At 68.3% G+C, this 22,657-nt stretch carries 14 protein-coding genes and 2 pseudogenes; 14 read left to right on the forward strand and 2 right to left on the reverse strand.

Going from position 1 to position 22,657, the window contains the following annotated elements; all coding sequences use genetic code 11:
- Positions 1 to 4,367: 4,367 nt before the first annotated feature.
- The 4 genes from OG309_RS00005 (at position 4,368) to istB (ending at position 7,031) form a co-directional block, all read left to right on the forward strand.
- On the forward strand, positions 4,368 to 4,679 hold the full coding sequence (locus tag OG309_RS00005; protein ID WP_329417070.1) for a hypothetical protein: 312 nt from the start codon (positions 4,368 to 4,370) through the stop codon (positions 4,677 to 4,679).
- A 204-nt stretch (positions 4,680 to 4,883) separates the two neighbouring features.
- Complete coding sequence (locus OG309_RS00010) at positions 4,884 to 5,465, forward strand: hypothetical protein (RefSeq protein ID WP_329417072.1); 582 nt, start codon at positions 4,884 to 4,886, stop codon at positions 5,463 to 5,465.
- An 85-nt stretch (positions 5,466 to 5,550) separates the two neighbouring features.
- Positions 5,551 to 6,240 (forward strand): Mu transposase domain-containing protein, encoded by a 690-nt coding sequence (locus OG309_RS00015; protein ID WP_329417074.1) that lies wholly within the window; start codon positions 5,551 to 5,553, stop codon positions 6,238 to 6,240.
- Positions 6,237 to 7,031, forward strand: coding sequence for an IS21-like element helper ATPase IstB (gene istB, locus OG309_RS00020; RefSeq protein ID WP_329417076.1), 795 nt, complete (start codon positions 6,237 to 6,239; stop codon positions 7,029 to 7,031). The genes OG309_RS00015 and istB overlap by 4 nt, the downstream gene beginning before the upstream one ends.
- A gap of 64 nt (positions 7,032 to 7,095) precedes the next feature.
- Here istB and OG309_RS00025 read toward each other — a convergent pair whose 3' ends face one another.
- A complete protein-coding gene (locus tag OG309_RS00025) occupies positions 7,096 to 7,635 on the reverse strand; it encodes a 2'-5' RNA ligase family protein (protein ID WP_329417079.1) in 540 nt (179 codons plus the stop codon).
- Between the two features lie 230 nt (positions 7,636 to 7,865).
- Positions 7,866 to 9,529: pseudogene (locus tag OG309_RS38080) on the reverse strand (transposase).
- Between the two features lie 322 nt (positions 9,530 to 9,851).
- Between OG309_RS38080 and OG309_RS00040 the strand changes: the two are divergent.
- The 10 genes and pseudogenes from OG309_RS00040 to OG309_RS00090 form a co-directional block, all read left to right on the forward strand.
- Positions 9,852 to 9,968 (forward strand): annotated as a pseudogene (locus tag OG309_RS00040) (IS5/IS1182 family transposase); the annotation flags it as partial.
- Positions 9,969 to 10,301: 333 nt separating this feature from the next.
- The gene (locus OG309_RS00045) at positions 10,302 to 10,730 is read left to right on the forward strand and encodes a hypothetical protein (protein WP_329417084.1); all 429 of its coding nucleotides are present in this window, start codon (positions 10,302 to 10,304) and stop codon (positions 10,728 to 10,730) included.
- Between the two features lie 66 nt (positions 10,731 to 10,796).
- Complete coding sequence (locus tag OG309_RS00050; protein WP_329417087.1) at positions 10,797 to 11,432, forward strand: Crp/Fnr family transcriptional regulator; 636 nt, start codon at positions 10,797 to 10,799, stop codon at positions 11,430 to 11,432.
- A 104-nt stretch (positions 11,433 to 11,536) separates the two neighbouring features.
- Positions 11,537 to 12,373: a hypothetical protein gene (locus OG309_RS00055; RefSeq protein ID WP_329417088.1), complete on the forward strand. Its 837-nt coding sequence runs from the start codon at positions 11,537 to 11,539 to the stop codon at positions 12,371 to 12,373.
- 371 nt (positions 12,374 to 12,744) lie between these two features.
- Positions 12,745 to 14,814, forward strand: a complete 2,070-nt coding sequence (locus OG309_RS00060; protein WP_329417091.1) for a hypothetical protein — start codon at positions 12,745 to 12,747, stop codon at positions 14,812 to 14,814.
- A 20-nt stretch (positions 14,815 to 14,834) separates the two neighbouring features.
- Positions 14,835 to 15,503, forward strand: a complete 669-nt coding sequence (locus OG309_RS00065) for a hypothetical protein (protein WP_329417093.1) — start codon at positions 14,835 to 14,837, stop codon at positions 15,501 to 15,503.
- 964 nt (positions 15,504 to 16,467) lie between these two features.
- The gene (locus tag OG309_RS00075; protein ID WP_329417095.1) at positions 16,468 to 17,499 is read left to right on the forward strand and encodes a YaaC family protein; all 1,032 of its coding nucleotides are present in this window, start codon (positions 16,468 to 16,470) and stop codon (positions 17,497 to 17,499) included.
- Positions 17,500 to 17,777: 278 nt separating this feature from the next.
- Positions 17,778 to 18,878 carry a dsDNA nuclease domain-containing protein gene (locus OG309_RS00080; protein ID WP_329417098.1) on the forward strand — a complete coding sequence of 367 codons (1,101 nt, stop codon included), beginning with the start codon at positions 17,778 to 17,780 and terminating at the stop codon, positions 18,876 to 18,878.
- The gene (locus tag OG309_RS00085) at positions 18,868 to 19,449 is read left to right on the forward strand and encodes a hypothetical protein (RefSeq protein WP_329417099.1); all 582 of its coding nucleotides are present in this window, start codon (positions 18,868 to 18,870) and stop codon (positions 19,447 to 19,449) included. Before OG309_RS00080 ends, OG309_RS00085 begins: the two co-directional genes overlap by 11 nt.
- A complete protein-coding gene (locus tag OG309_RS00090; protein ID WP_329417100.1) occupies positions 19,446 to 21,365 on the forward strand; it encodes a hypothetical protein in 1,920 nt (639 codons plus the stop codon). The genes OG309_RS00085 and OG309_RS00090 overlap by 4 nt, the downstream gene beginning before the upstream one ends.
- The last annotated feature ends 1,292 nt before the right edge of the window (positions 21,366 to 22,657 follow it).

The raw sequence follows: 22,657 nt of genomic DNA on the forward strand, positions 1-22,657 counted from the left end.
CCGCGCAGGCGGGGAGCAGAAGACGGCCGACGACTTGGCCCGCCGGTCGGTGGGACCATCCCCGCGCAGGCGGGGAGCAGTGGCGTCGCTCGGTGACGTACCCGATCCCGCCGGGACCATCCCCGCGCAGGCGGGGAGCAGACTCCGTGACCTGCAGTCCTACCCCACACTCACTGCCGTCTGAACCACTTTCACCGAAACCGGCAAACCAGACACACCTAACAGCACATACCGAGCACCCACGGTAAACCGGTCCCGCCCAGGCATCCACGACCAGGAACACCGCCGGGCACGCACAGCCGTCACACCGCTGACGCCAGACCTGAGCCGTCACACAGGCGAACAGACGACACAAGCCCTCGCTCAGCCCAAACCCACAGCCGGCACCACCAGACGCCAACCTCACCACTCACAGCACTCCCCCCTCACCCGAGGAAACACCCCCAACCTCACAGACCAACACCCCACCAACCCTGCAATGAGCACCAACTCACCACCAGCCAAACCCGAGCCGGGACCATCCCCCGCGCGGAGCAGCCGACCTCGCCGACGCCCCGAAACACGCGGAAAGAAACACCCCGCAGACACGAAGAACAGCCAAATACAGATTCCGCATACCGAATCCCAAAGGACGCAGGCGCGGGCGCAGGCCACCCGGCCTGAGACCATCCCCACACGAACACGGAACAGACACGGCCACCTGTCCCCCTTCGCCAGGATGCAGAAGCCATCCCCACACGAGCAGGGAACAGGAGCTGGTGATCGTGTGCCGCTCACGCTCCACAGGACCATCCCCGCGCAGGCAGGGAGCAGCGCGCGGACCTGGGCTCTGACGCCCATTACCTGGAACCATCCCCACACGAGCAGGAACACCCCCGCCGCCGTCGTCTTCGTCGACGAGGGGCCACCCCCGCACAGCCGGGAGCAGAAGGCGCTCACGCCGACGGCGGAGAGCAGGATGGGACCATCCCCGCAGGCGGGAAGCAGGCCCCGGGCCCAGAGGCCGGCGCCCGTTGAGGGGACCATCCCCACGCGAGCACGAGGAACACGGGCCGTGGATGCCGTGCATAGCAGCCTCGTCCGGACCAACCCCGCAGGGTACGGGGAGCGATGCCGCAGCTCGGCCGCGACATGAGCAGGCATCGAGCCATCCCCGCGGCAACCGGGAGCAGACGGTCCGCCAGATCCACAGCAGCTCTGGCATGGGACCATCCCCGCACACGCGGGGAGCAGATAGAGCCGGACCAGCGCGCAGTGGGCATAGGGGCCATCCCCGCACGCGTGGGGAGCAGGTCCTGCTGACGCTGCAGGCCGGGATGGAGACGGGACCATCCCCGCAGGCGCGGGGAGCAGTGTGCGGGGGGAGAGACCGACAAGCCGATAGTGGGGACCATCCCCGCGGGTACGGGGCTCAGTCCTCGTTGAAGGTCTCGCGCGGCTGGTCCTCGGGACCATCCCCGCGGGCGCTGGGAGCAGGGTGGCCGCGACTCCGGCGTTTTCATCCTGCCGGGACCATCCCCGCCAGCGCGGGGAGCACTGCGCGCCGGCGCGCGTCAGGGGCCGGTCGTCGGGACCATCCCCGCGTGCACGGGGAGCAGAACCTGTCCATCCGCCTCGCCCAGGCCAAGCAGGGACCATCCCGGCGTGCACGGGGAGCAGAGCCACGCCTTCATCGCGGAGAGTAGGCCGCGGGACCATCCCCGCGGGCACGGGGAGCAGCTCGCCGCGGCGACGACCAAGGATCAGGCCCGGGGGCCATCCCCGCAGGCGCGGGGAGCAGGTGGAGCAGCACCTGCTGGACGGCTACACGGTGGGACCATCCCCGCGGGCGCGGGGAGCAGAACGGCTACGCCTACTACACGGGCGCCTGGGCGGGACCATCCCCGCAGGCGCGAGACACAGTCGTTGGTAAGCACGGTGGTAAGCCGCAGACACAGCCAAGCCAGCACACCGCAACACTCGCCCAACACAGCGACCCAAGCGACCAGAACTCCACGTACGTGGGGAACAAGTCACGTACCCGTCACGGGTACCCCTTGATCTCGAGACCATCCCCGCAAGCGCGGAGAGCAGCCCGACGCCTGGCTCGCCTACACCTACGGGCCCGGGACCAACCTCCCGCACACGCGGGGAGCAGGGACGGCCGTCCCGTACTGCTGATCAAGCCGCGGGACCATCCCCGCGGGCGCGGGGAGCAGGACGCATGACACGACGGCGAGGAGTGCGGTCTGGGACCATCCCCGCAGGCGCGGGGAACAGATCGAGGCGCAGACCCCAGTAGCGAGCACTGCGGAGCATCCCCCCTCGCGTACGGGGAGCAGGTCCAGATGCCCGTCACCGAGTTCCACCCATTGGGGCCATCCCCACGGACACAGGGAGCAGCCGGCGGGGTGTACGCCCACCCGGCCCGGCCGGGACCATCCCCGCGCGGGCGGCGAGCAGGGCTTCGGCTGGTCCGTCTGCTGGCTCACTCGGGGCCATCCCCGCGCGGGCGGCGAGCAGTCCGTGCTGTCGGTGTGCGTGCCGTGCCAGGAGGGACCAACCCCGCGGGCGCGGGGAGCAGTCGACGACGACGCCGTACCGCAGCTTCTGCGGGGGACCATCCCCCGCGGACGCGGGGAGCAGCCCTGGTCCTGCCGGGCCGTCAGACGGCCTCGGGGGCCATCCCCGCGCGGGCGGGGAGCAGACCCTCGCGGCGTCGGCGAGGCTGTAGCGCGTGGGACCATCCCCGCGGGTGCGGGGAGCAGAGGCCAGCGTCCATGATCTCGCGCCAGAGGTAGGGACCATCCCCGCAGACGCGGGGAACAGTGGCGGTCGGTTCGGTGCGGGGCCCGGTGGGGGGACCATCCCGGCGCAAACGGGGAACAGTCTTTCCTCGGCTTCGGCCCCGCCCCGGTCGAGGGACCATCCCCGCGTGCGCGGGGAGCAGCTGGCGGACGCCCTGACTGATCTGCGGCTGTGGGGACCATCACCGCGGTGCGGGGAGCAGTACGACGCCGCTGACGCTGTCACCATGCAGGCGGGACCATCCCCGCGGGTGCGGGGAGCAAGACGTAGCCGACGGCCACGGCCGGGACACCGGACGACCATCCTCGCCGGCACGGGGAGCAGCCGAGGGTGTAGTCCGCATCGACGGACGGGGCGGGACCATCCCCGCGGGCGCGGGGAGCAGGTACCGCCGTGCGCGGCGCTGTCGCGTCTTCTGGGACCATCCCCGCGGGCGTGGGGAGCAGGCGTCGCTGCCGAACAAGTCCGGCACCGCGATGGGACCATCCCCACGCGAGCGGGGAGCAGGACCAGCCTTTCGTGCCCTGAACGCTCGGATTGGGACCATCCCCGCGCGAGCGGGGAGCAGAGGCTGGCGCCGGTGAGGTTGGTGCCGGTGGAGGGACCATCCCCGCGGGCGCGGGCAGCAGCTCGGCTTCGAGGCGTGGAACGCCGAGTGCCGGGGACCATCCCCGCGGGCGCGGGGAGCAGGACGACTCCGAACCCGCCCTCTGGGGCAGGGCGGGACCAGCCCCGCAGGCGCGGGGAGCAGCAACGTCAAGCCGCACGTCAGGTGGTTCCGCGAGGGACCATCCCCGCAGGCGCGGGAGCAGCAGACAGCGCGCAACGAGACCGGGCTGGCGTGGGGACCATCCCCGCGGGCGCGGGGAGCAGGCCCGTGGCCGGGCGGCGGGACGCCGCCCGGGGGGACCATCCCCGCGCAGGCGGGGAGCAGACTTCCTGACCTGCAGTTCTACCCCACGCCCCAGGCCATCTGAACCAGTTCACCGAAACCGACAAACCAGACAGCACTCCCCCGCACCCGCAGGAAACCGGAACGACCGCCAGGCACCCGCCTCACAACTCACAACACGCCCACCCAACACGAACAACAGCCTGCAAGCCACACAGGCCAAGCCGGCCCCACCCCCGCGGTAAAACCCACTCACCACACCCACAGACACATGAAGCAGAACCTCAACGGCAGCCGCCGACCGATGAGAGAGCAACCATCCCCGCACGAGCAAGAAAGAGCCACACGCCAAGGACTGACGGGACGCCGACGAAGAACCATCCCCACACACGCCAGGAGCAGAGGACCTCGGCGAGCCGGGTGGCCGCGCCCGCGGGACCATCCCCGCCAGCGCGGGGAGCAGCTCGACAACGAGACCGCCAAGTGGATGGCGAAGGGACCATCCCCGCGGGCGCGGGGAGCAGGGCTTCACTCTTGTCTCGGGACCCTACGCCTTGGGACCATCCCCGCGCAGGCGGGGAGCAGCCCCAACAGGTCTAACCCTGGTGAGTACCTGATCCATATCCCTCGCGGTGCTCCTCTGCCGACGTGGTCCGGGTCCATGTAGCGTCACGGCCAGGGGGATGAGATGAACTTCGACGAGAACGAACCTGAGTCTGTTCGAGAGGAACGGTTCGCCGCAGAACGAGCCGAGGGCGGAGCGGCGCGAAAGGCTGCGTCGCTCGACTCGCGGGGAGCCCACCTCGGCGCGGCAATCGTGACTATCGCCTTGGTCCTCCTCAGCTGGTACGGCAAGCTGGTAGCTCTGGGCATCGTCAGCGGAGTCTTTCTGCTTTGGTTCTCCGCAGCCCTCGCGTGGGCCTACGCCGACGGGGACCATGGCCGGCACGCACTCCAGCGCGCGTACAACGTCACCTTCGGATGGGGCGACGGGTTCTGAGTACCACTGTCCTGTCTCAGTTGATCATTGCCGGTGAGCCGTCCAGTGCCCTGGGCCGATGCAATCAGTGGTGAGAGGTGCTGGGCGGCCAGTCTCAGTCGATGTTGCCGCTGGGCGGCAGATCGGCAGGTCTGTCTCGCCTGACGCTGTCGGTTGCTGACCCAAGCTCGTGCTGCAGCAAGACAGCATCGGATACTGACCAGTGTGATCACTGAGCCCTCGCCCTCACCCGTCAATGACCCAGCTGACTTCGCGTCGCTACTGGCTGCGGCCGAGGACTGGACCAGTGCCGCTGTGGAAGCGCAGCAAGAGGGACAGTGGGTCCTGACTGGAGCGGAACGCCAGATCCTGGCCGACGTGGAGGCGGCCACCAATCCCCTGCACGGTGGCCATTTGCCGCCGCACGACGACGAGTCCGTATACGTGCGCCTTGGACGCATCAGGAACTGGGCTGGTGTGCTGCGGCTCGCGGCACGGGCCGGGGGCTGGGAACTTCATCCTGTCGTGGGCACGAAACCCTCATCACTCTCTCGCCCGGTCGGCATGGCCGACCTGCTCTCTGGCATTTACGCGCTCGCCGAACAGGGCGAGCGGTGGCAACAACTGATGTTGGCAACCATCTCCGACCTCAACGCCACGGCCCGGGACCAGCCTCTGCAGCAACGACAAGACCTCGACCAGGCACTGGCCGAGCGCGAGCCCCGATTCGCCAGAGACCTGGCCACCGCGGAGGGCTTCTTCACCGGCCCCGGCTCGTTGGAAGACCTGTCCCTCTTCTTCGACTGAGCCATCCCCACGGGCGACGCGACGGAGCCGTCTCGGCTGACCTTGTCGCTGACGTACGAACGGAGAGGTCGAGCGACCGCTGCTGATGCCGCTGCCGGAAGAGTCCTTTGAGACGGGCCGGCTCTTCACTCCGAGGGTCGACCGCTACAGCCAGATCGCGGTCCGCACGAACCGCTACTCGGTGCCGGTCCGGCTGATCGGCAAACGGGTCCGTGTCGTGCTGCACGCCTCTCACCTGGTGGTTTACGACCGGAACGTGGAAGGGGCCCGACACGAGCGGCTGATCGCTAAGGACGGCTGCCGCCTGGATCTGGACCACTACCTGGAGGCCCTGATCCGCAAGCCAGGTGCCTTCCCCGGCGCCACCGCGCTCGAACAGGCCCGCTCGGCGGGCAAGTTCACCCCGGTCCATGACGCCTGGTGGGCCGCGGCGGTCAAGGCCCACGGAGACACAGCCGGGACGAGAGCGCTGATCGAGGTGCTGCTGCTGGCCCGCCACCTCCCGCACGAGCACCTGGTCGCCGGACTCGCGATGGCCTTGCGGGCAGGAGCCCTGACCGCGGACACGGTCGCACTGGAAGCCCGCAAAATCGCCCAGGCCGAGGACGAGCCGGACGGAACCCCGGGCGCGGCCACCGTGACGTTTCTGCACGAGTGGCGGCTCGCGCATTTTCCCCCGGACACCAGGCCGCTGCCCTCGGTGACCCACTACGACCAACTGCTCCGACGCCGTCGCGCCAGCGCCGGTGAACAACGCGAGGGAGAAACACAGTGACCCTGCCCCGCCAGCGAGGACTGACCGAGCAGGCCGCCACCACGGCCATCGACACCGCCTGCCGCCTGCTACGGCTCCCCTCGATCAGAAACGAGTTTGCCGACATCGCCGACCGGGCGCTGAAGGACCAGATGACCTACCGCGGCTTCCTCGCCGAACTGCTGATGGCCGAGTGCGACGACCAGTCCCGGCGCCGTTCGGAACGGCGGATCAAGGCAGCCGGCTTCCCCCGGGACAAGTCCCTGCGGACTTTCGACTTCGACGCGAACCCGAACATCGACGCCGCCACCATCCACACCCTCGCCAGCTGCGAATGGATCAAGAAGAGCCAGCCCCTCTGCCTGATCGGCGACTCCGGAACCGGCAAGTCGCACATGCTGATCGCCCTGGGAACCGAGGCGGCCATGGCCGGCTACCGGGTCAAGTACGTGCTCGCGACGAAGCTGGTCAACGAGCTCGTCGAGGCCGCCGACGAGAAGCAACTCTCCAAGACGATCGCCCGCTACGGCCGGGTCGATCTTTTGTGCATCGATGAACTCGGCTACATGGAACTCGACCGCCGCGGCGCCGAACTCCTCTTCCAGGTCCTGACCGAACGCGAGGAAAAGAACAGCGTCGCCATCGCCTCCAACGAGTCGTTCGGCGGCTGGACCAAGACGTTCACCGACCCTCGCCTCTGCGCGGCCATCGTCGACCGCCTCACCTTCAACGGCACCATCATCGAGACCGGCACCGACTCCTACCGCCTCGCCAGCACCCGAGCCCGCGCCGAGCACGCTGAAGCCGGCTGACCGGAGTCCTCTGCTGGTCCGCTGCCCCAAGGGGCAGCGGACCAGCCAAGCCTCATGACCTGCTTCATTCTCCGAGTGCGAACGACGCCCGTTCTTGCCACTTCGTGCCGTCGTGCACGATGAGTTCAACCGACGAGACCTGAGACGTGAACGGGAGCCTGCTGGCGAGGTCAGCCTCGATCTCCTCCAGGACCACGTCTTCCTGACCTTGAGCGATGGTCAGGTGCGGCACGACCTCGGCGAACCGGCCGCCATACGGCGGAGCCTCAGGCCAACGATCAGCGATCGCCTCCGTGAGCTGCCGCAACTGCGTATCAGGCTCGGGGACGAGATACAGCACTCCCGGGAGCCGTCCACATCTCTCGAACCGCAGGTCAAAGGTCTGGTGACTTCCCAGCACGCTCGCGAGAGCCGAGTAGACGAGCGCATCTATTCGGCTCTCGTCGAGGAACGGGAAAAGCACGGTGACATGGGCTGGAACCCCGGCCCGAGCTGAGGGGTCGAGCCGTTCACGCCACCCACGGACGGCCGGCTCCGCCTCCGGAATCCGGACGATGAGCCCCGTCTGGCCCGCCTGAAACGCACTGGTGCTGTCATCTGCCATGACACCGCATGGTGCCACCTCTGCCCCAGACAGCACGGCTCCTTTTTCGCTGACCGATCACGCCGATCGGAGACGCACGTCGACGAGCGGCACGACCAAGACGCTGCCGCTATTTCCCGTGAACATTCCAAGCGCCGATCATCACCGAACGCCGCCGGAACTCACGAACAAACGCTGTCGGTTGAAGTGAACAAAGCCAGGTAGGTCGACGTACTGGTAGGTGACCGCGGTCACGAGGCATCTCCATGTTCGTCGGTGGAGCGAGGCGACGAAGCGTCTGCGTCGTCGGCGCAGGCAGGTTCCGTCAGCTCGTGAGGGGCTTCGGGGGCGCAGGCACCGCTTGAAGCGGGTGAGGCACCGTTGTGAGCGAGTGATGCCGGCCCGGGCCGGCCGGGACCGGTCAGCGCGGCCAGGGAAGCAGGAGTACGCCACCCGGCCGGGGGTACGGCGGGCGGGACGATGTCCGGCAGCGCGAGCTGCGACAGGCTGGCGCCGGCACTCAGGGCGAGCTCGGCGTCGGCCTGCGCACCGGTCAGCGCGCCGAGCCGCTGGGGTGCCTCGGGCTGATTGACGGCGGCGTAGCGCTCGCGCTGGGAAGCCTGGAGGTCCTTCTTCAGGCGGCGGGTACGGGCCGCTCGTGCCTTGCGTACGGCGCTGATCTGTTCATCGGTGGCCCGGTCGGCCAGGTCCGCGGGGCCGAGGTAGCGGCCGGTGGTGGCGTGGTAGACCTCGACGCGGTGGTCGTGGTGGGGCATGAAACGGATACGGACGGGGACACCGGCCTGGCCGGTCATCCACGCCCCGACGTAGTCACGTCTCCTGAAACGGATGCCGCGGGTGGTCAGCGTGCGGGTGCCGGCGTCTTCCAGGGTGAACGTCCACAGGTCCACGGCCGGTACGTCCCGCAGCGGGGTGAGATCGTCCTGCCACGCCTCAAGCGGAGTCCTGCCCTGCAGGGGTGCGGGGCGGTGCTCGGCGTTCCACCACCGGGTCCAGTCCAGCAGCCGGGCGGTGAAGTCCTCGAAACTGAGCAGTACCTCGTCCTTCGCACGGGCAGCTCGTTTGCCGGGGCGCGGCTGGCGGGCGTAGCCGGGCAGCGCGGCCAGGAACATGCTCTCCACCGCACGGTTCAAGCCCTCCACGTGCCTTTGAGATGAGGGGTGTAGGCGGGCAGATCCTCCACGGTGACGTCGAGGAGAGTGAACGCGGCGGTCACCGTCCGGGACAGGAAGTCCTTGCCACGGTCCACCCGCACCTTCTCTGGTAGACCGCCGAACGGGCCGTAGGGGTCCTCGCGCACCACGGCGGAGCGCAGCGCGGCCAGTACCGACTCCCGCGACGGATACACCGGGGTGACGGCAACGCCGGTGATCGCGTTCGTGGCGCAGTCGGTGAACCAGGTGATCCACGGCCGGCGGGCTTTGCCATCAACGTCGACCAGCACCGGGGCCTGCACATGGTCGGTCTCCCACACCTTGTTACGCCAGCCCCGCGGCCGGGCCAGGAACACATCATGCTTACGCGCCGCCCGCTCCCCGCCCGCAAGCCCCACCCGCTCCCCCGGTGTCAGATCACGACGGATCGCACGGTGCAACGTCGGAATCGACGGAGGCGACTCCCCCTCACCCCTGGCCGCGCGAGCGGTCAACTCACGATGAACCGCCGCGACGTTGCCCTTCCACAGCCCCAACAGAACCCGGATCTCATCAGTAACCGTGAACCGGCCGGGATACGCGGCCCGCTCACCCGGCGCCGCAGCCGCGGCCTCGTCCCCCTCAGCCGCGGCCAGCCACCGCCACACCGCACGCTCCCGCACCTCCAGCACGTCCGCCACCGACCTCACCTGCCCAGTGGTGAGTTTCCCCTCTCGCCGCAGGGCCAGCAGACGACGCACCGCCGGTGACCGCAACGCCCGAACCGACACGGCCGGCAACACCCCACCCACATCACCACCCGCCCCTTCCGGAGTCAGGTCCTGCTCTGTCCGATCCACACCCTCGAGCACACCAGCACCCACCCGCCAGCGGATCAGAACTCACGAAACTGACACAGCATCACCCCCCATGCGAAAACACTCCACGACAGCCATGCTCTATAGATCTCTCACTTCCAGGACAGTGACCTTTCAACCCCAAAACAATCCATGACCAGCATCAACACCCTCACAACCCGCTGCCCCTCACACCACTGCCACCAAAACGAGAGATCGCAGCCACGGCATCCCGCTCTCCGTGTCGCTGACCGGCGGCAATCGCAACGACGTCACCCAGTTGATGGCCCTGCTCGCGAAGATCCCGTCCGTCGCCGGCTTTGTCCGACGACCGAGGCGGCGGGCGGTGCGGGCGGGGGTGGAGCCGGAGCGGGTGTTCGCTCTGGCCATGCGGTGGTGGCGCGATGGTGGAAGCAACTTTGGCTGGGAACAGGGGCGATCTTGCAGCGGCGCCTGCATCAACTGCGTCTGGCGAGTGGTAGGTGCGGAGGCGTTCCAAGGAGTCGTCCGCGCATGGGGTGTGAGGAAGCGCTCGTGTCCGGTGCCCTGCTGAGGGCGGCGGGCGGGGCGCCGTAGGACGAAGGTGGAGGTCGAAGCCAGAGGCTGAGGAGAGGGGCTACTCGTGGGGAAGCGGCGGATTCATGGACGTGCCGGGGAGGGTGAGGAGGCACTGAGCATGCTGCGGACGCGCAACGCTGAGTTGTTCGTGGAGGTGCAGCGGGCAGATACGAAGGCGACGGCCCTGTGCGGGGTGGCCGGTGGTCTCCTGGCCCTGATCGCAGGGGTGTGGGTGACGTCGCCGGGCGGTGGTCCGATCGAGCCGGTGCTGATGGCCATAGCGGTCCTGCTGGGATCGGCCGTGGGCACGGCGCTCATGGCGCTGCGGCCGGTGCTTCCCCGTGGGGCCGCCTTCGGGTGGGGGGCCGCGGGCGTCGCGCAGCGGACGGATGTCGAGTCGTTGACGCATCAGGAGGTCGGCCGGCTGGCTGTGTTCGAGGTGCTAGCCCGTCGGAAGTTCGGTGCCGTCCGTTGGTCCGTCGATTTCGTCATCGCGGCGTTGGCTATGGCCGGAATGGGACTGTTGATCGCTCTTCTCGCTCCCTGACAACCTTCGTCCGGTTTGGTAGAGCCGCGGGTCTGGGGGGATATGTATCAACCACACAGGAACGTGATGGGCGAGCGGCTGTGGGCGCTGTTGCGTGCCCTCGCCCCCGAGCGGGTACGTCCCGCGCGTAGCGTGCTGCTGCGCCAGGGTGATCCGGGTACGCATGTGATCGTCCTGTCGGAAGGGTCGGCGCTGGTGACCCTGACAGGTTCCGGCGGGGAGCGAACGCTTTTGTCGGTGCGGGGGTCCGGCGAGTTACTGGGTGAACTGGCGGTCCTGGACGCGCAGCCGCGTTCGGCGTCCGTGATCGCGGCGGAGACCTGCCGTGTCCACCTCGTTCCCGCGCCTGAATTCCTTCAGTTCGTCGAACGATACAGCCTGCTCGACTCGCTGCTCCGGCATGCGATCGCACGCATCCGGGAGGGCGAGGCGGTCCGGCTCGAGCTTGCCACCGCATGTGTGCCCGTACGGCTGGCGAATGCGCTAGGCCGGCTCGCGCGGGCGGCTCCGGCGGGCCGGGCCGGACTCGTCGTACGCCTGACTCAGGCCGAGCTCTCGCAGATGATCGGGGCTTCCCGCAACGCCGTGGGGGCAGCGATCAAGCCGTGGCGGGAGCGGGGGTGGCTGGAGACCGAGCCGGGCGGCGGTCTGCTGATCCACGACATCGAGGCGATCGAGGTTCAGGCCAGCGGCACCGAGTGACGGGGCACACACGCGCGGTGCCCAGTAGTGGGCACCGCGGTGCGAACGGACCGCTGACCATGATGCGACCGCTTCCCGCTCCTGACCGAAAGGCCCGTGGCGTCATGCCCGATTCCCCGTACGCGTCGTCCGACGTCCCGCCCCAACAGGCCCTGCTGGCCGTCGACATGCAGGGCTACAGCAGGCTCCCCGAGGCCATGATGGCGCCGGTGCGGTCCGACCTGGACGATGTCCTCACCACCGTGCTGGCCCATAGCGGGATCGCGGACCCTCGGTCCGTGCCCGGCACGTTCAAGGACACAGGCGATGGCGCGATCCTCGTGCTGCCCGCCAAGGACACCGGCCGGCTGATCGATCCTCTACTCGGCCACCTGCACGCGGCGCTCGTCCGTTACGACCGGGAGCGTCTCCCCGACGGCCCCTCGATCCGGCTGCGCGCCGCCGTGCACATCGGGTCACTTTCCCTGCCCGATCATCGCGGCGACGCCATCAACGAGGTGTGCCGGCTGTTGGACAGCGGCGCCGTCCGCCAGGCGCTAGCCGCTGCTGGCGAGCACGAGGGCGGGTTCCTGGCGGCCATCGTCTCGGAGCCGGCGTACCGGTGCACCGTGGGTGCGGGCCGGACGGCGGAGCCGTCCGAGAGGCACTTTCTGCCTGCGGTGGCGCGGGTCGAGGGGAAGCCCGGCTTCGAGGAGCGGTGCCGGCTTTACGTACCGGGTCTGACCCCGTACCTCCTCAGCCTGGCGATGTCCGCGAAGGCGACCGAGGCTACCGAGGAGACGGGCGGTACCGCCGATGTCTGCGCAACGGCCCCAGCCGACGCCCCGCCGCACACCCCGTCAGGGGGCTCCTCGTCGGTCTTCCAGATCAACGGTGCCATGTCCGACCCGACGCTCATCAACCACGTCGACCACATGCGCATCGACCGGCGCGGCATCTGACACGCGCGTACCTGGCCGTACCCGTGCGCGAGCCCGTGTCTGTGCCCGTGCCCCCCCTGCCCGTTGCCGTACCGACCCTGTCCGCCTCGTGGAAAGGCATCCCCCGCATGACCTCGCACGACCCGCTCGTATCCCCTGATTCGGTACCGTCCGGACCCGGGAACGGCTTCCGCGCCGGTGGCTCGCCTGCCAGTGGCTTCCCTGCCGGTGACGAAACCGGCACCGGCGATCCCGCTACCGGTGATGTCACCGATGCCGACGGCGGTCAGGCGCCTCCGCCCGGTGTTCCCGCCCCTCCCTCGTTCGCACCCCCCGCCCCCTCCCGGCACACGGAGGACCCGCTCGTTGGACGACGCACCGATCCGCCGGTCGTGGTCGTGCCGTCCCTGACGGCGGGCTCGGCACAGGTCCCGGTCACGGTGAACCGCCCCGAGATGGTCGTGGGCAAGGTCGACCACATGCACCTGGAGACCCGTAAGAAGGACGTTCTGGAGGGTGTCGTCCAGTCCCGTGAGGCCATCCGACGCGGCCCGCTGGTTCGCGCGGGGCAGTGGAACCAGGTGTGGGCGCAGGCGCTGGAGCCCGAGGCGGCGCCGGCGCGGTTGCGCGAGCCGGTGCTGATCATCGTGTCCCCCCGTTCATACGGTTCGACCACGCTCGCCCTGCATCTGCTCGCCGAGACCACGGACGATCGCGTTCCCCTCGTCAAGCTGGACGCCGACTGGAACACGCCTAAGGCGGGACGGCTCCCCCTGGAGCTCCGCCATGCCTATCAGCTGGATCTCAAGGACGCCGAGCACGACAGGATCTCGCCGGATTTCCTTGACAATCTCGCCCACCACTCGAAGAAGCTGGGTGATCTCGGTTCCACTCTGGTGCTGGCCGTCGACAAGAACCTCTGGAACGAGCGCTACGCGCCGGCCCGTACGGGGATCCATGTTGTCCACCTGACCGAACCTCCCCCGGCACGGGAGGTGGTCGAGGCCCATCTGCGGGCCCGACACGTTCCCGGTCTTGTCCCATACCTCCATTCCGGCGGCGCGGCGAAGGACTCGCTCGACGGCCGGGACGCCGTGGAAGCGGTCCGCGCGACCGACACCATCGTGCTCGCATGGCAGGAGCACGTCCGGCTGACGAGCACCGAGCTGCCCATGGACGAAGTCTCCTGGAGCAAGGTCGACGCCGGACTCTCGGCACGGATCACCGCCGCCCTCTCCGACTGGCGGGACAAGCTCGACCTCCTGTTCGGCGAGACGACCTCTACGCACCGCGGCAAGGACGCATCCCTGCCCCTCGAGGACCGCTGCCTGCTGCTCGCCCTCGCCGTGCGCCAGTCCGCGTCGATGCCTCAAGTGGCCGTGGCCGCCCGCAGCCTTCAGAACATCATCACCACCAACGACGCGGACAAGGGCGGCTTCACGTCGACGCCCGAGGCCGTCTTCGCGGGACGAGGGTTGCGTCGCCGCGTAGTCGACGCTGGAGCCCGTGTCGACACCCAGGACAACGTGGTGTTCGACCAGCCCGGCTACGGCGGGGCCGTCCTCACCTATGTCTGGGACAACTACGAGATCATGCGCGACCCCCTGCTGAAGTGGCTGGTGGGCGGCAGAGAAGGCGCCGGCGACGGAGAGCGCGTTGTCGACGCGCTCTCCGTCCTGACCCTGCGGCACGGCAGCACCCCTCGCTTCGGTCAGCTCGGCCCCCTCGCCCGCACCGGCAAAAAGGAAGTGCTCAGCGCGGTGATGACGCGGGCCGTGCGCGACGAGCACGCGGGGCGCCAAGCCTGGGGCACGCTGTACGGATGGGCGTCGGGTGCCGAGTACGCCTCGACGGTGATCTCCATCTGCCGCGGCGTCCTCAGCGCCGCGGACGCCACCTCGTCCCAGGCCAGGATGGCCATGGTCCGGCTGCGCCGCGTCGCCAACCACACGCGCGACGAGGCGGCTCTCGCGGAGGTCCTCGACGCCTTCGAGGAACTGGCGAAGCAGCCCGACGGCATGGAACGGTTGGTCTTTGAGGTCCGTTCCTGGCAGCAGCCTGGGAAGTCCGGCAAGGCCGGTCCGCTGGCCTTCCTCGCCCTGATGCCGGTGGCAGGCGATTCCGGACCGTGGCTCCTCACTGACGACGCCCGGTCGAAGGTCGACGTGGAAGCGGCCCTGCGCGCACTGCTGGGCAGTGTCGCGACGGCGCCTGACGCCATCACCCGGATCACCGACTGGGTCAGGGCCGCGTCGGCCGATCCCGCCGCTTACGCCCGGCTCCGGGATCGGCTGCTCCCCGCTCTGCGTGGACAGAGAATGTTCAAGGCTTCCATGGCTCTGATGAAGGCTCTGGCCGACGTCACCCTCGAAGAGGGCGCGACCGCCGACGAGGACTTCTGGGACCGCCTCGTCGACCCGCGCGTACGCACCGTGTTCCCGCTCACCAGGGCCTCCGTATGAGGTGGCCCTGGCAACGCTCGGTGTGTACCGTCCGGTGCGCCGAGCCCCGGCTGCTGCCCTGTGCCACACCGGGCATCTGCTTCGAGGCGACGTTCACCATCACATGGCGTCCCGCCCTGCGCACCCGCCCCGGCCTCGAAGAACTCGTCGTCAGCCGCACCGTCGCGCGGGCCCGCGAGATCGCACGGCAGTTCCCGGCAATGGAAGTACGCAGCGCACAGGACGCCGTCAACGCGGAGCTCGGCGCCGAACAGCCCACGCGCGGCGCCCCGTACCGCTACCTGACCGCCCGCACTGAGCTCGGGCTCCCGGCGGCGGCACGTGCCACTGTGGCGCAGCGACAGGCGGACGAGGAGCGCGTCCAGCGCCTGCGGTTCCTGCGCACCCACCTCTATGACCATCCCGACCTTTTCGTCCTCGACCGGATCGAGCGGCACGGAGGGTGCCCCGGGCCCGAGCAGGTGGCGGACTGGCACCGGCTGGCCCGGTCCATCGCCGCGGCCGGCCAGTGGTGGGAACCCGTGCTCGCCCAATGGGAGAGCGTTGGCCGAGGGTTCACCGACGTCGACCTGCAGAACCGGGCCATGCTCGCGCTCCACGACGCACTCGAAACCCTGAAGGGAAAGGACGGGCCGGCCCAGCCCCCGGACCCGCTGCCACCGGCACACGCAGGGGGACCACGGGCATGAGACTGACGCTGTTACGTGTCCTACTCGACCCCGTCACCTCCTGGCGGGCGCTCCGCATGCGCCACGGAGACCCGACCGCCACTCCGGTGAGCTTCGACGCCGCTTGGCGTCGCGCACGCATGATCTCGGCACCTGACGAAATGGTGTTCCGCCTGCACGGCCACTGTTTCCCCGCAGAACGGGAGCCGGACAGACCCACCCGGTCCTGACCATCCGCTTTGCACTACGAGGTGCCCCGCCTCCTTCCCAACCTCCTCCAGCGCGAGTAGGGCGGTCGCACGAAGGACGGCGAGTGCACCGCACCACGACACTCACCCTGCAGGACCCACAACGTGCTTCGGACCGTGCGGCCCAGCTGACCGCGTTCGACGAGCAGTGAGACTGCCCGTGGGCGCTGGACTCGCAGCGGCAATACCGCGTCCTGGCGGGACCTGGTCGACGCCGACGGCGTCCTGCCCCACATCGCGCACCGGGCGTCGTCTTCGACGGCAGCGACGTCGCCAAGTGGCTCCGGCCCATCTGAGCACGGCTCCTGCCCGAGCGGCAGGCACGGCTGACGGCTCTCGGCGTGCAGCCCGACCAAACGCCCTCTCCCTCCCCTGCAGCCAGTCGCGGGGCCCGAAGGGCCAAGCGAGGCGCAGCAGGCGTTCCAGCGGAGGCTGGCGGCACTCGCGCAGCCGACCAGCTCGTGTCGCTCGCGAAGCTGGGTGTGGACTGGGCGTGACACGCCACCTCGCCCATCGTTGAGCTGGGAGGTCAGCGAAGTGGAGGCCTCGGGACGTCGTGACCCCAGGGACTTCGTCTCGTCTTCCGGCAGCGGGTGGGGTGGAACACAGGGTGCAACGCGCCGGCGGGTTGCAGTGCCGCTGTTGCACGGCCGAGCGGGTACGTTGCACTCGCTGGTCGAGTCGGCTGCCCGTGGGAACGCCCTCCGACGGCACCGGCTGTTGGATAGCGTCCCACCATGTACATGCGGATCGATCCACTTGAGGCTTGGGAGAGGCTGCGGGCCAGCCGTTCCAGCCGGCCCGGTAGAGCAAGCGGTGGGGCGCGGGCCAAGACGTACTCCACGGCGCTGGAGCAGGCGCAGCAGATGTTCAGGGCGGCTGAGGGCGTGGGTCCGCAAACCCGCCCCCTGCTGGTGTTCTACGGCCTGAGTCAGGCTGGCAGAGCAATCGCGGCCGCGGCCGTCGACCTCAAGGGCGAGGACTGGAACCTGATCTCGCACGGCATCCATGCCTCGGGCTATCACCTGGACTTCGCCGACATCGAGATCCGCACGGATCCTGCTGGCACTGCTGGGAGTTTCGTACGGCTGAGCGAGCTGCTGCGGTCACCGGTCTGGGGCAACGACACGGTCGTGCGGTTGGAAGAAGTCTGGGACACGCTCCCTGCCAATTTGCAGTACCCGCTGACAGGCCGGGAGCGGTTCACGCCCCTCTACGCCGGCGCGGACTCAATCGACGGCACTGACTTTCACCCGCTGCTCACCCTGCACGTCGGCGACATCTTGGACCGCGTCATGGACGACGGCAGTCGCGCGGCACTGGATGAGTTCCTGCAGAGCTACCCCGGCACCGCTGGGTACGAGGAGTTCGCCCGTCGCCGGACGGGAGCCAATGCCGAGCCAGATTACGTGCGTCACCACCCGAACGCCGGCTGGCTCTACATGCACTGGAAGATGCCAGCAGGGGCAGGCACCAAAGAGGAGCGTCTGGAACGCCTGTCCGGGATGACTCGAAGCTACGCCGGGCATTGCTATTTCCTCCCCACCGTCGCGGACCTGCCACGTGAACTCCACCCGCTGATGGCGTGGTGGGCGGTGCTGTACGCGCTGTCAATGCTCGCTCGCTACCAGCCCGCCCAGTGGGCGAACCACATCAACGTGGACGGCAGCCGACACGCGGTGCCCATCGAGAAGATTCTGGAACGGGCCATGGAGCACCTGCCCGTACTAATCGCGGACACCATCGAGGAAGTCGCTGCCTGGTCGTAGGCGCCGAGCAAAGATCCATCTTCGGGGCGGCCCTTTCGGAACGACGGCGCGCAACTCGGGCGGGGCGGATGCTGGGAGCACGTGGCCGAGCTGAAGGGGCTCAAGGGTGCGCAGTTCTGGGCACTTCACACCTTCCGATCTATCCGAACGGACCGTTGCGATCCGTATCCACTGGGTGATCTACTGCACTCTCCACACGCCGTTGGGGGGCACTGTGCGAATAGGAACCAGTACCGCTGTCGCGGTTATGTCCAGTCGGCGACGCAGCAGGAGCGCCGGTGACGCTTGCACCTGCTGATGGAGGGCGCCGAAGTCGGCGCGGCTTCCTCTACCAGGACGCGGTCACGCTACTGGACTGCCTCGACATGCTGGATGGCCACTGGACGGAAGTCTCCTGGGAGGATCTGGAAGACATCCTCTGCCTTCGCGGAGACGTGCCTGTCTATCGTCAGGTGAAGACGGTAGAGGGTCCCGGAAAGCGCCACAGCATCGCCGACGTCTGCCGTCCCGACATGTCCAAGAAAGAAGCGAACAGAACAGCGGAGTCGAGCTACCTCGGCAAGCTGTTCATGGGGAAGCCACTCCCTGAGGGCACGCGGTTCACCCTCATAGTTAACGAGACCCCCTTTGCGGACCTGTACCCCTTCGCCTGCGAGCGCGGCGGCAAGCGTGAGCCGGTGAGCAGTGCGACCCACACCAAAGTGGTCGGGAAGCTCTCGGGGCTGAGCCTGCGTGACGGCCGGGACGTCGGATGGTGCGTCGATCGCCTGGATGTCCTGATCACAGCCCGGACTACGGAGCACGTCGAGAGCGAGGCCCACCGGCGCTTGGTTCCGCTGATCAAGGACTACCTTGGGCAGGAACCCTTGGTGACTGAGGTCGACGAGGTGCTGAGCGGCCTGGCCCAGTACATCGCGCGAAGCGCAGCCGAGCTACGTCCGCGAAGTCACACCGCTGAGGACTTCCGAGCCATCCTGGACGGCTGTATTCGCAAGGTCACAGGCTTGCGCAGTGACGGCTCCACCGAGCGCCTGATGACCCTCCAACAGAAGCTTCGTCCCGCCGGCGTACTTGAAGCCGAAGCCGAGCGTCAGCATGAGTCGATGCTCGCCTTCCGCCAGGCCCAGCGCAGCACCGTAGGACTGGGCCGTCAACGCATTGCCGCCTTCGCAGACAAGGTATATGCCATCTGTCAGCTGGCCTCGGCCCGAAGGCGTGGCGGCTCCATCGCAACTGGTCAGCTGGCATACGCAGCCATCCTGGAGGCGATCCTCCAGCTTCCCGAGGTGCAGTCCGGGGAAGTGGACTTCAGCCAGGCCGTGGCAGTGCTGAGTGACATTACTGCGCGCTGCCAGAACAGGTACGAAGATGCCTCCTAAGATCGGCAGGCAGGCCGTGCCGCCCGCCCACAGGGCCTGGGACCCCGATGATTCGGTCGACTTCCACGCCTCCCGGCTGCTGCTTCTCATCCACCTGTGCGGAGAGAGCCCCGGTCCGTACATCGCGGGGCGGACGAAGTTCGCGAAGCTCGACTTCTTTCTGCGCTACCCGGGGTTCCTTGAGCGAGCCCACGCTGCCCTGCCAGGGATGAATGACTGGCAGGGCAGGTACGTCGCCTCGGACGCTGCCGAGATCGAGGCGCCGATGGTGCGCTACCGATACGGTCCCTGGGATCACCGGTACCGCCAGTTCCTGTCCTTCCTCTCCGCTCGCGGTCTGGTCTCCATCACCGTGTCCTATACCCCCGAGCGCGTGAAGCTCACTGCGGCTGGCAAGGCCGCAGCAGCGCGCTTCGCGGCGATGGATCAATTCGGGCCCCTGGTACGCCGCTGTGAAGCCATGCAGGGCAACCTGGCGACGATGTCGGGCACCGACTTGAAGGACCTCATCTACGACCTGTTCCCGGACGAGGTCGGCAACGCGACGTTTCATCAGGAGATTCGACCATGAGTGAGCCCCGTACATCCGAGCGCGGCCTGCGGATCGACAAGGTCTCCTTGGTCCATCACAGCGGCGAGCTGGACGAGTACGCCTTCGAGTCGGGCAAACTCAACATCCTCACCGGTGTCCGGAACAGCTCAAAGACTACGACCCTCAAAGTGATCGACTACTGCCTGGGCGACCGGGGAAGCCCAGCCGATGCACTCAAGGCCGCCGTCGCCAGTGAGCACGTCGAGGTCAGTACGGATCTCCGGGTCGATGGTCGGCCGTACAAACTCACGAGGTACTTCACTCATGGGCGGATGGGCAAGATCGGCATCAACGGTGACGAGATCGCAGCATCCGACTTCTCCGACTGGATCCTGAACGAGCTGGGCTGGCCCAACCTGCTCATCCCCAAGGGTCTCCATCCGACCTCAGCCACCGAGCAGACCCCTCTGTCCTTCCGCAACACCCTGCGACACTTCTATCGGAACGAGGACTCCTGGACCAGCTTCGCCGACAAAGAGCAGGAGTTCACGCGGCGAGCCGTAGTCAGCCAGCTCTTGGGCTTCGTCCGGTCTCGGACTGCTCAAGCGAACAGGGACTTCGATCTCGCCCGAGCGAAGCGGCGCCTGAACGAAGCCGAGGCCGTCGACCGAGAGGTTCGCGAAAGCACGCTCCAGGCCGTCACAGCGATCTCCCAGAACCTGGATCTCCCCCTCGTCCGCTCCGTTGAGGAGGTTGCGGGCGCCCGGAGGGAGCTCCGTCGCGAACTTGATGCTGTGTACGAGCGGCGCCGGCTCCTGACGGAAGAGATTCAGGGCCTCACCGACGGGAGCCCCTCGGCCGGCTCCCCTGCCGGGTACGACCCCTCGCTGACGGACGTGTACAGCGACATCACCAACCGCCTCCGTCGAGCCACCGAGGAGGTGACCAATCTCGGGCAGCTTCTTGAGGAGCACCAGCGCTCGGCTCGAACGGTCACCGCGGAGGTAAGCCGCATGGAGCGCCTGGCGACATCCATCGAGGTGTTCGACACGCTCCCGGTCCGGCTGTGCCCCGCGTGCGAGCAGAACGTCGACCCGCACCGTGACCACGACGAGGATGCCTGCTACCTCTGTTTCCAGCCCGTGGACGACGACAAGCGTCAACGCAGAGCCCAGGTGGAGATCAGGTCCCTGAAGTCAGAGCTGGACGATCTCGATGACGTCATCGCGCGCTCACGGGGCGACCTGGATTCCGCGCGAGCCCATCAGCAGCAGTTGCATGCGCGGCAGGCTCAGCTGGCCCAACAGCTCAACCAGCGCCGCGCGGCGGAGCTCGCTCCCTTCATGGCCACGCTGGAAGGTCTCGCCGCGCAGATCGCTCAGCTGGAACACAAGCTGACGGCCTTCCCCGCGATGGAGGAGATCTTCCAACGGCGTACCGATGCGCATCGCAGCGTGCTCTCCGCGCAGCTGCTGGTTGAACGGATCGAGAAGGAACAGGCAAACTCAACGGCGCCCGGGCTGAGTCCCATGGACCGCTGTTTCATCTTCGCCGAGCGCATGAACGGCTTTCTTGCCCGCTATATGGACACGCTGTGGGTGGCCGGACAAGTCTCGATCAGGGACACCGACCTGACCTTCTACGTCGGCTCAAAGCCGTGGGATCAAGGGCTGGGCGCAGAGGCGAAGGTTCTCTTCTTCCTGGCCTACAGCTACGCCACCCTCTTTCTCAACTCGGACCTTGACGAGGAATGTGCCTTCCCCGGCCTGCTCCTGCTCGACAACCCCTACCAACAAGGCATCGCCAGCGGCGTGGTGCACCAGGCGCTTACAGAGCTGGCCGAAGCCGCCCACGTCACCGGCACTCAGGTCATCAGCACCCAGACGCTGCGGCCACCGAGTGCCCAGCACACAATCCGCGAGATCCCGATGCTGCAGGTCTACGACACCCCGTAAGCGGTGCAGCGGATCCCGTCGGCGGGGTGTCACTCCAGCACCGGATCGACGGCGCGGCGTCGCGGAGGCGGTGACGTGCGGACGGAAGCGGCGGGGCTGCCCAAGCGCTTCGGTGAGGCGGTCGGCCGCCCAGGACGCTCCGGTCGGTCCGCGCGGCGCGGACCGCTTCCGCGTCGGCGGCCTCCACGACGGCCCGGGACCTCAGGCGGGTGCCCGCATCGGCGGGTGGGGCGACGCCGGAGGCGGTGGCCCAGCGCCAGGCCGCGACCGACACCCTCAGCCGGCCCGCAGCCGCTGACCAGGTACCCCCAAGGCCCCAGACGAACGAGCAAAACGGAAGCCGAGGAAAAGCGGCCGTCACCGGAACGGCGCCAGCCGCAGCAGAGGACCGGGACGGCTGGAGGCCGGGGCGCAGGGTTGTGACCGGCCTCGACGAGCACGCCGCCGACGCCGGCTGGCCCCACACAGGCAGGCAGCGGGAGCAGCAACAGGCCAGAACGGGCAGACACGCAAGTATCAGAGGTATTAGGCCGCGTATGCAGAAAACGCAAACAGTCATAGCCTCCGGACTGCGCGTACGTATGCGGAAAACGCAAGCACTGGAGAGCGATCGCCCTAGAGATGCGGGAACCACATACGGTGACGAAGAACGACCAGCCACAGGCCGGTCACACGCACCCAGGTACGTACAGATAACCCACCGCGAATCCCAGTCGCCCCAGTCACTCACAAGTGCCCTGGCCCCCTGTGCCAGGACCCCGCCGTGATCCCGTGCGACGCCTGCGACGGCACGGGCACCGTGCCCGCGGACACCCACGCCGACTAACACCTCACAGCCTCACAGACCACCCCTCCACCAGGGAAAACGGTCTGTGAGCCTCACAGACCGCCCGCTCACCACCACCCCGTGGTGAGCAGCAACTCACCACGCAGGGACGGCCGCCGCAGGCATCGGACGAGGACGACCCGGCAGCGCACTCGCGTACGCGCAGGGCACGCAGCGGTCCGGCCCTCACGGCCTGGTGGAGCGGCTCCTGGTCCACGCCGAGGCCGGGCCGGCGGCGCCCGTCCCACCCACGGACGCGGTCGAAGGTGGGCCTTCCTGGCTGCTACGGGCGCGTCACTAGCGCCGGTGCGACCGGGCTCCTTCCCTCCCGCCAGGAACAGCCGCCATTGGCCCCGTGCAGGGCCGTGTCCGGGCGTGTGGTCGGGAAAGAGACAAGGAAGGAACCCTCGATCGTGTCATCACCGCGCCCGGCCAGGCCCCAGGCAGCCGGGAGCGCCACAACCAG

Origin of the sequence: Streptomyces sp. NBC_01268 (assembly GCF_036240795.1) — a bacterium.
Taxonomy (GTDB): Bacteria; Actinomycetota; Actinomycetes; order Streptomycetales; family Streptomycetaceae; genus Streptomyces.

Coding starts and splice junctions, on each gene's coding strand:
- OG309_RS00090 (WP_329417100.1), top strand. CDS start 19,446: ATGAGTGAGCCCCGTACATCCGAGCGCGGCCTGCGGATCGACAAGGTC.
- OG309_RS00055 (WP_329417088.1), top strand. CDS start 11,537: ATGCCCGATTCCCCGTACGCGTCGTCCGACGTCCCGCCCCAACAGGCC.
- OG309_RS00085 (WP_329417099.1), top strand. CDS start 18,868: ATGCCTCCTAAGATCGGCAGGCAGGCCGTGCCGCCCGCCCACAGGGCC.
- OG309_RS00045 (WP_329417084.1), top strand. CDS start 10,302: ATGCTGCGGACGCGCAACGCTGAGTTGTTCGTGGAGGTGCAGCGGGCA.
- OG309_RS00050 (WP_329417087.1), top strand. CDS start 10,797: ATGGGCGAGCGGCTGTGGGCGCTGTTGCGTGCCCTCGCCCCCGAGCGG.
- OG309_RS00015 (WP_329417074.1), top strand. CDS start 5,551: ATGCCGCTGCCGGAAGAGTCCTTTGAGACGGGCCGGCTCTTCACTCCG.
- OG309_RS00075 (WP_329417095.1), top strand. CDS start 16,468: ATGTACATGCGGATCGATCCACTTGAGGCTTGGGAGAGGCTGCGGGCC.
- OG309_RS00025 (WP_329417079.1), bottom strand. CDS start 7,635: ATGGCAGATGACAGCACCAGTGCGTTTCAGGCGGGCCAGACGGGGCTC.
- OG309_RS00005 (WP_329417070.1), top strand. CDS start 4,368: ATGAACTTCGACGAGAACGAACCTGAGTCTGTTCGAGAGGAACGGTTC.